Raw genomic sequence first — 6,529 nt, forward strand, 5'->3', positions numbered from 1 at the left:
GATTGCGGCTAAATCATTAGAGAAGCAAATTACATTATGTGGTAAATGTATTGAGGTGTGCCCATATACCAGAAAGTATACTACCTTTGACAGTATATTAAAAAGTAAATGAAGTCTTATATTTAAGATAGAAGTCGAAACAAATTTACCAGCTTCTCATTATATTTATGATGGGGGATAAGTATGGAATAGCAATAATGGGATGTTGGGCTATGTGCTAATTATGGCTATAATGTGATTGGATAGTAAGAAATAAAAAACAACTGCTTATTCCATGATACAACGGGAATAAAAGGTAGTGCTAATGCCGAATGGGAGAATGCTGTATGATTAATACTGATAAACCAATAAATCAGATAAGTGAAGACAAACTAGGACGGAGTGCATTTGCAAAACAACTTGCAAACGCAATTGTAAATTTTCAAACAAAAGATAATTATGCAGTATCTCTACAAGGAAAGTGGGGGTGCGGAAAAACATCCGTTCTTAATATGGCAATTGAAGAAATTACACACTTGTCAACAAATATGGACGAGAAGGACAAAATAATTATCATACAGTTTAATCCATGGAATTTTACAGATACAAACCAATTAATAAACCAATTCTTTTTGACACTTACAAACTCATTAAAGATTGATAGTAAAGATAAAAAGGTCAAAGATGTTGGGGCTGCAATAGAAAAATATTCCTCTGCACTAGAATATTCAGAATATATCCCTATTGTAGGAAAATATTTGAAGCTTATACCTAAACTATCTTCTGTATTTGGAAAGTCTGTGAAAGATAATGCAGAATTAAAACTTAATGATGTTTCTTACAGAAAACGTGAAGTTGAAAAAGCATTGGTGGAGTTGGATTCCAGAATTCTAGTTGTAATTGACGATATAGATCGACTTTCAAATGAACAAATCAGACTGATTTTTCAATTAGTTAATGCCGTTGCGGGTTTTTCGAATATAACTTATCTTCTTTCTTTTGATAAAGATATTGTTTCCCGTGCGCTAGGAGATGTTCAGGGATGCAAAGGACAAGAATATCTTGAAAAAATAATTCAAGTTCCCTTTGATGTTCCGCCTTTAAACATCTCGAAACTACATAATATTCTATTTGACAAGCTTAATGTTTTAATTGAATTACCTAATGGTGTTGAATTCGATAGAAAACGTTGGTCAACAGTTTTCAGTTCTTGTATTAGCCCTTTTATAAATACATTGCGAGATGTAAATAGATATTGTAACACTTTATCATTCACATATGCAGCAGTAAAAGCGGAGGTGGATTTTATTGATATGGCAGGTATAAATGCCTTACATATATTTGCTGCTCCTATTTTTGAATGGATAAGAGAAAATAAGTTTTCCCTTATAGGGGGATATAGTGGAGGTGGAGTGGTACTAAACGAATTAAAAAAACATAAAGAGGAAACTTTACAAAGTTTCAAAGAGCTATATCCTGAAAATTCAAATGTTATGCTAAATGCTATTGCAAGTCTGTTTCCGTTATTTTCTAATAGTGTTCTGTATCCCAGTGATTTGGCATCGAACAACGAACTACATCAAGCAATGAGGATAGCAGCAAAAGACAAATTTGATTTGTACTTTTCACTGTCGCTTGACAATATAAAAATTAGCAAAAAAGAAGTTGACAATTCCTTGCTAAATATGGAAGATCTGGAATTGAGAGCGTATATCAGATCGCTTAATGAGCGAGAACTTTTCAGTGACTATTTGGAGGAGATTAAACATAATCTGTCACGGATTCCTGAAGATAGGATAGAGCTTATTTTAAGTGTACTAGTATTTCAAAGCGGAAGAATAAAAGTTGAAGATACCAAATTGATAGGCTTTGGTACAGCAGTAATTAGTGTTTACACAATATCAGATTTGCTCTTCAGAATTGGCAATGAAAATATTAGATATGATATAGTTGCTAGTATGCTTTCTCATTCGGATTTTGAGTCCTTTCAGTTTTTATTGCATCTTTTACATATAATTGAATTAACTCATGGACGAGTTGCAGAAACGTCATATATACGAGAAGAAAAGCTTATTACACTAGAGCATTTGTATGAGTTAGAAGGTATATTTCTTGAAAGGACAAATAGTTTTTTAACAGAAACAAACCTACTCGATTGGAAAGAGTCACGAAGAGCATCCTTTCTTTGGGAGTTCATACAAAAAGAGTCGTATATCGATTATATGAGTGAGACATTAGCTGACGCCTTTTCACTGCCCAAATATATATCGATAAAAGCAAACGAATGGTCTGGTAGTGATGGTTCGTGTGGTTATACATTCGATGATAAATCTTATACAAATTTTATTGATGATGCAACCATAATTGATACGATAAATAAGGTGCGGTTCAGTGATTCATTCTGGGCATTAGATAAAAGAGCTATCGAAACCTCTGCCGCGTTTATTTTGAAGTCAACAAATACTATGGGAAATCATGAAGGAACTATTTTACTTATCAATGAAATAATTGATAGGTGGAAAAAAGAGTTTACAGATCAAGCCCCTCAGTAGCGCTACTTCTGTTGGCAATAGAGTCTTTTGCACAATATCGTTTAAACGTGAGAGAGAGTTTTATCTAGAAAGCCATAATGTGTTCAGCAAAACATCATAGCAAGAGGATTTGAATTAACAGCAGCCTGGAGTTGCCCCCTCATCAATATGTGTATAGATTTTTGGCGTGGTAATACTTTCATGCCCCAGTATTTGTTGTAAGGAGCGGATAATTACTCCTGTAAGCGGAATAATGGGAAGTTCTGTGGTCAGTGTGCTATTAAGATTATATTGGAATAATCTAAATAGCAATGAGAAACTGATAATAAAAAAATTGAGTTATAAATAAAGTAATAGCGAATGGAGAAATCAAAATGGAAAAAGCCGAAAAAACACTTATTGCCTGTGAAAAAGTAATTGAGGGTATTGAAGATTGTACAATAACTACGACCTCGGCTTTGTTGCAATGTTTAAAAATTGCGAGATTACTTAATGATGCAAATGCTATAATCTGGTTACAGTATGAATACGGCGGATATCCGAGATTGGATAGTGGGAGTATCCCAACTGAAGCATGGAGTATGGGATATAAAAACGGACGTGGTTATGTGGATAATGGAGAAAAATATATTTTCACGGAATTGGCTTCTGAACTTGAAGAAAAAAATGCGGCGCAGCAGAAAGCAGTAGGAAACTATACAACAAACGGTGCTTCTGTTTCTGGAGATTATGCTTTGTTAGCAATGGACAGATTGACAAAAGATGTGTCGAATGCAACAAATATAATGGTAAAGAGTATTTCTAACACTCAAAAACATCTTTCTGTTTTAACGGGAAGGTATTATGAGTATGCACTGAAAAAGCAAATTGAACTATCTTTCGGTAATGTTGCTACCAGCATTTTTTCAGAATACAGAGAAAGTGTAGATAATGCGTTTTCTGAGTTATCGAAAGAAGCATTGATCAAATTACAGGCCATTGAAGGCAAACTTAGCTCTGGCAATTCAGAAATGTATTCTCAAGCGCTAACCACATGTCGTCGATTATTTGAATGTACAGCTACTGAGTTGTTTCTTAAGCATTTTCCGAATCATGAACAGAAAACATACAAAACGAAATCGGGAAAAGAAATAGATATTAGTGGCGATCACTATAAGAACAAATTATCCGCTGTCATAGAGAAGCTTGAAGATAAATCAACTTCAAAATCTCTTGTCGGGAGCAATATAGTCTATCTTCTCGACTGGATAGATAACCTGAACGATCTACAGTGCAAAGGAGTCCATTCGGAGGTGACAAAAAGTGACGCGGAAAGATGTATTCTTCAAACATATATGTGCCTTGGGGACATTATGACTATGCAGTAATGGAGACGTTGGACGTTGTTATTATTCTGTTTTGAGATACTATTGCCGCTGATAAACCGCGATAGTCCAAGCATGGTTATTATCATCAGAATGGATTACATTCATGTTACTACTCTAAATTCTCGGAAATAAATTGCATTATTTCGGCAAAAAAATCATAAATATTGAATTGTCCATTATATTTATTAGGAAGATAGTATTTTAAATAAAATCATGTTGATTCGCAATTGGTGTCAACTACGAATTAAAGATTATTTATATAATGTGGGGGTGTAGGATAATGCGAGATGTCCATGTGCATTTTTTACATGGAAATGGTGGCGGTTATAATATTGATTTTTTTGAGGGTTTTATCAAAGCCGCTCAAAATAAAGAGCTTGATGAAATATACTTGCTTGAACATACCCACCAATTCATTGAGTTTGAGAAAGTATACGAACCAATAAAGAAATACAACGATTATCAGCGTAACTGGATAAGTAAAAAAATGAACAGTTCGATAATAGAGTATATTAATTTTATAGAAACGGTAAAGGATACTCAATACCCTGTAAAAGTTAAATTTGGTCTTGAAGTTTGTTATATTCCTGAAACTGCTGACGTATTTGCAAGTATTCTTGACGAATATGAGTTTGATTTTCTTACAGGCTCAGTACATTGGATTGATGGTTGGGGATTTGACCATACAGGACAGAAAGAGCTTTGGAAAAGTATGAACGTAAACGAGGTTTATAAAAGGTATTATAACATAATGTTCCAATTATGCAAAAGTGGTCTTTTCACTGGTCTTGCGCATCCTGATTCAATCAAATGCTTTGGTTACACACCTGATATTGACTTGACAGATTATTATAGTAAATTATCTATTCTTTTATGTAAATATGGTATGTATGCTGAAAATAGTGGTGGACTACGGCTAAATTATTGCTCGGATTTGGAATTAGGTCTGAATACAAAATTGCTATCTATTTTTCAAAAAAATAATGTAGAAATTTCTACAGCTTCTGATGCGCATAAACAAAGCGATGTCGGTGTAAATATTCTTGAGCTTGAAAATATGCTCAAAGATTAGTTTACACATAATAAGCATTATCTGAAGTTAGGTTGGTTCGACTTCGTTATTAATTGTGACTTCACATTATATTTATTAAGGCAATGTGAGATTTAGATAAATATATGAAACACAGAAATTTTTATAGAGAATATAAATGCAGAAAATCATTTTTTTAGATATAGATGGAGTGTTAAATTCTAATTTTTGGAATGAGAATCATCAACGAGAGTTAAGTGATGGTACATTGATTGATGAGGATAAAGTATATCTGTTAAGTCAAATTATAACAAGAACAAAAGCAAGTATTGTCTTACACTCAGGATGGAGATTTTGGTTTGATAAGAATATTCAGCCACTCAGAAAAGAGTCCCAACGATTAGTTGAAATACTCAAAAGAAACCATATTTTTATTTCAGATATAACACCGGATTTTTCTACAGAAGAAATAAGAATGGCAAAAAAGTTTAGCCTTGTTAAAGCAAATGAAATTCTGGCATGGCTTCATGAACATCCGGAAGTTGAGAAATGGATAGTTATTGATGATTTGTGTTTGCATAATGATAAAATTGAAAAACATCAATTAAAAACAAATCAGATACTTGGCTTGACACAAGGGGATGTTGCTCTGGCTATTGATATGCTACATTAATTAAGATACAGGGAAAGTCGTATTAATAAAATAAATAATTTCAACTTAGAGGGGGATTCAAAGATGAGTAAAAGGAAGTGGACTTCAGAAGAAGTTAAAAAGCTTAGACTTAGAAACAAAAAAAGTTTTACTATAACATTGAGGATGCAAATTTATTTGTAAGAAGGGAATGGGGTGGAATAGGTTGGTCATTAAATTTTGCCAATCCTTTATCATGGTTAATTGAGGCAGGTATGATCTTGTTTTTTGCATTTCTACTCTGGTTCTTGATTACTTATTGTAGTTAATAAGGAATCCAATAATAGTCGTAGCTATGAAATTTAGTTGAAGATTAAAGTTGAAGGATTAGAATTGAAAATAAGTAAGCGGTAGGATGATGAAATAACTAATAACATTAAATAGTATAATTATGACAAAAATTTTGAAACATATTATTCAAAGAATAGATCATTAAAGGAAGAATGGTTTCGTCATAAGGAGAATTTTGATTACATTAATACAGAAGAAAAGATTTTAGAGAAAGTAAGAGAAGATGTTGTTAGATGGGTAAATATGTGGAAAAGACATAGATTTGAACTACCCATTATATTTATAAAGTGAAAATAAATTTGAATTTGTTAAGCATGAGGATAGCGATCTGTTTTTATCCCATACTATGTAAAAACTTTTATATAACTTCTCGGAGTTAGCATCTAATGATGCAAATGTAAATTGACAATTGAATATAGGTAGTTTTGGAAAAAAAGAAGAAATTTTGTGTAAGAGAAATAGACATAACGAAAGTTATGCCTTAAAATAGGTATTGTCCTTATGGATATTAAGCGCTCAGCTTAAATGTTTTTTGAAATGTCTCAACAGATGGCATTTCCCATGCATCAAGATGTTGGAGCATCATGATTGCGTAGAGGCGGCAGTACCACATCTTAGATGAACGGTGTCTGCCGCCTTC

5 protein-coding genes are annotated in these 6,529 nt (G+C 33.0%); all 5 read left to right on the forward strand.

Annotated elements, in window-relative coordinates:
* Nucleotides 1–326: 326 nt before the first annotated feature.
* The 5 genes from BMY18_RS20500 to BMY18_RS21845 all read left to right on the forward strand — a co-directional run bounded on the left by BMY18_RS20500 (nucleotide 327) and on the right by BMY18_RS21845 (nucleotide 5,867).
* Complete coding sequence (locus BMY18_RS20500) at nucleotides 327–2,531, forward strand: KAP family P-loop NTPase fold protein (RefSeq protein WP_170841529.1); 2,205 nt, start codon at nucleotides 327–329, stop codon at nucleotides 2,529–2,531.
* Nucleotides 2,532–2,884: 353 nt separating this feature from the next.
* Nucleotides 2,885–3,877 (forward strand): hypothetical protein, encoded by a 993-nt coding sequence (locus BMY18_RS20510; protein WP_092458450.1) that lies wholly within the window; start codon nucleotides 2,885–2,887, stop codon nucleotides 3,875–3,877.
* Nucleotides 3,878–4,157: 280 nt separating this feature from the next.
* Complete coding sequence (locus tag BMY18_RS20515; protein WP_092458455.1) at nucleotides 4,158–4,949, forward strand: PHP domain-containing protein; 792 nt, start codon at nucleotides 4,158–4,160, stop codon at nucleotides 4,947–4,949.
* A 136-nt stretch (nucleotides 4,950–5,085) separates the two neighbouring features.
* Entirely contained in the window at nucleotides 5,086–5,580 is a 495-nt protein-coding gene (locus tag BMY18_RS20520) for an HAD domain-containing protein (RefSeq protein ID WP_092458459.1), read from the forward strand.
* Nucleotides 5,581–5,717: 137 nt separating this feature from the next.
* Nucleotides 5,718–5,867 (forward strand): DUF5808 domain-containing protein, encoded by a 150-nt coding sequence (locus tag BMY18_RS21845; protein WP_408645498.1) that lies wholly within the window; start codon nucleotides 5,718–5,720, stop codon nucleotides 5,865–5,867.
* Nucleotides 5,868–6,529: the final 662 nt, after the last annotated feature.

The sequence above is a fragment of the [Clostridium] fimetarium genome (assembly GCF_900111235.1).
Classification (GTDB): Bacteria; Bacillota; Clostridia; order Lachnospirales; family Lachnospiraceae; genus Clostridium_N; species Clostridium_N fimetarium.